Source organism: Mesorhizobium sp. M7D.F.Ca.US.004.03.1.1, from assembly GCF_003998635.1.
In the GTDB taxonomy this organism is placed as follows: Bacteria; Pseudomonadota; Alphaproteobacteria; order Rhizobiales; family Rhizobiaceae; genus Mesorhizobium; species Mesorhizobium loti.
On the sequence record NZ_RZQG01000859.1, the window covers coordinates 1 to 2,481 of the forward strand.

Sequence of the window (2,481 nt, forward strand, 5' to 3'; positions counted from 1 at the left end):
CCGCCCCCGCCGGTCCCGGCCTCGTCGGCGGGCTGATCGTCGGGCTGATGACGGCCAAGGCGATCGCCGCTGCGGCAAACAAGCCGCTGATCGCCATCAACCACCTCGAAGGTCATGCCTTGACCGCACGGCTGACCGACGGGCTCAATTTTCCCTATTTGCTGCTGCTGGTTTCCGGCGGTCATACGCAGATCCTCGCCGTGCGTGGCGTCGGCGACTATCAGCGCTGGGCAACCACCATAGACGACGCGCTCGGCGAAGCCTTCGACAAGACGGCCAAGATGCTCGGCCTGCCCTATCCCGGCGGACCGAATGTCGAGAAGGCGGCACAGGCCGGCAATGCCTCACGCTTTGCCTTTCCGCGTCCGATGAAGGGCTCGGCTCAGCCCGACTTCTCCTTCTCCGGCCTCAAGACCGCCGTGCGTCAGGCGGCGACCGCCATTGCTCCCTTGAGCGACCAGGACGTCGCCGACATCTGCGCCTCCTTCCAGGTGGCCGTCGCCGATGCGCTGGCCGACCGCGTTTCTCGCGCGCTGACGCGCTTTCGCGAGACGTTTCCCGACGCCAGGAACCCGGCACTCGTCGTGGCCGGCGGTGTCGCCGCCAACCGCACGATCAAGGCGATGCTGGAGCGGCTCTGTGCCGAGGCCGACTTCAGCTTCATTGCGCCGCCGCTGAAACTTTGCACCGACAATGCGGCGATGATCGCCTGGGCCGGCGTCGAGCGGCTGCGCGCCGGCATGGCGCAGGAGAACGGCTTCGATTTCGTGCCGCGCTCGCGCTGGCCGCTGGACAGCATTTCGACGCCGATGGTCGGCTCCGGCCGGCGCGGAGCCAAGGCATGACTGGCCAGGATATGAACCTGGGCAAGAGCGGCTGGCGTGTCACCGTGCTTGGCGGCGGCGCCTGGGGCACCGCGCTGGCACTGGCGATGCTACGCGCCGGTCATTCGGTCCGGCTGTTCGCGCGCGACCCGGAAACCGTCGCTGCGATCGGCCATGGCGAAAATCCGCGCTATCTACCCGGCATCGCCATTGCACCCGGTATCGAAGCGACGGGCGACATCAAGGTGGCACTTGCCGGCGCCGATTGCGTGCTGGCGGTGACGCCGGCGCAATCGCTGCGGGCGACGCTGGCAGCCGCGAAGGACCATATGCCGGCGGGCATCCCGCTGGTTCTCTGCGCCAAGGGCATCGAGCGCGACACGGGCGCCTTGCTGTCGGCAATCGTCGAAGAGATCCTGCCGCAGAATCCGGTCGCCGCCCTGTCGGGTCCAAGCTTCGCCACCGATGTCGCCCGCGGCCTGCCGACGGCCGTTGTGGTCGCCGCCCGCGACGAGGCATTGGCCGCCGACCTCGCCGCCCGCTTTTCGGCGGAGAACCTGCGCTGCTATTCGAGTGACGACCTGATCGGCGTCGAGATCGGTGGCGCCTTGAAGAACGTCTTCGCCATTGCCGCCGGTGCTGTCACCGGCGCCGGGCTCGGCGCCAGCGCCCAGGCCGCCATGGTGACGCGCGGCTTTGTCGAACTGCGCCGCATCGGCGCCGCCTTCGGCGCCAGGCCCGAGACCTTGATGGGGCTTTCCGGCCTTGGTGACCTGCTGCTCACCTGCTCGTCCACACAGTCGCGCAATTTCGCCTATGGGCTGGCGCTTGGGCAAGGCAAGCCGCTTGCCGGATTGCCGCTGGCCGAGGGCGTGCCGACGGCCGCGATCGCTGCCCGCATCGCCACCGAGCGCAACATCGACGCGCCGATCATCGCCGCCGTCGCCGCCATACTGGACGGCACCATTACTATCCGGCAGGCTGTGACGGCTCTGATGACCCGGCCGCTGAAGACCGAAACCAACGATTGATCCCCACGACTTTGATCCCCAAGACCAGGAGAAGACCATGCTGTTTGCCGTGATTTGCAAGGACAAGCCCGGAAGCCTGCAGGTGCGCCTCGACACGCGGCCCGAACATGTTGCCTTTCTCGAAGGGTTGAACGGCGACAAGAAGCTGGCCTTCGCCGGTCCGTTCCTTGACGCCGAAGGCAAGCCCAATGGCAGCCTCGTCGTCGTCGAAGCACCCGACATGGCGGGTGCACAGGCCCTGTCGGCCGCCGACCCCTACGCTAAGGCCGGGCTGTTCGAAAGCGTCGAAATCCGCCCGTGGAACTGGACGTTCAACAAGCCGGCAGCTAGTTGATCCCGGTCGTCGGCGCGCAACCCCAAGGAGGAGAAAAGACATGAACTACTGGCTGTTCAAATCCGAACCCTCGGTCTTCTCCTTCGAGGCATTGAAGGCCAAGGGCAAGGCCGGCACGCAATGGGACGGCGTGCGCAACTATGCGGCGCGCAACAACATGAAGGCGATGCAGATCGGCGATCTCGGCTTCTTCTATCATTCCAACGAGGGGCTGAACGTGGTCGGCATCGCCGAAGTCTGCGCGCTTGCCCATCCCGACACCACGTCGGATGATCCGCGCTGGGAATGCGTG

The 2,481-nt window shown here is 66.5% G+C and carries 4 protein-coding genes; all 4 read left to right on the top strand.

The genetic code is table 11. The features are described from left to right. Positions 1-845, top strand: an 845-nt coding sequence (gene tsaD / locus EN935_RS30970; protein WP_127373964.1) for a tRNA (adenosine(37)-N6)-threonylcarbamoyltransferase complex transferase subunit TsaD, incomplete at its 5' end; no start/stop codon positions are given. After that, positions 842-1,855, top strand: coding sequence for an NAD(P)H-dependent glycerol-3-phosphate dehydrogenase (locus tag EN935_RS30975; protein WP_127262239.1), 1,014 nt, complete (start codon positions 842-844; stop codon positions 1,853-1,855). The genes tsaD and EN935_RS30975, both read left to right, overlap by 4 nt. Before the next feature lie 37 nt (positions 1,856-1,892). Beyond that, positions 1,893-2,189: a YciI-like protein gene (locus EN935_RS30980; protein WP_109663949.1), complete on the top strand. Its 297-nt coding sequence runs from the start codon at positions 1,893-1,895 to the stop codon at positions 2,187-2,189. A 40-nt stretch (positions 2,190-2,229) separates the two neighbouring features. Beyond that, positions 2,230-2,481: EVE domain-containing protein (locus tag EN935_RS30985; protein WP_127373965.1), on the top strand; the 252-nt coding region annotated here is incomplete at its 3' end.

Excerpts from the sequence above, each read along its gene's own strand:
- EN935_RS30975 (WP_127262239.1), top strand. The coding sequence starts at position 842 with ATGACTGGCCAGGATATGAACCTGGGCAAGAGCGGCTGGCGTGTCACC.
- EN935_RS30980 (WP_109663949.1), top strand. The coding sequence starts at position 1,893 with ATGCTGTTTGCCGTGATTTGCAAGGACAAGCCCGGAAGCCTGCAGGTG.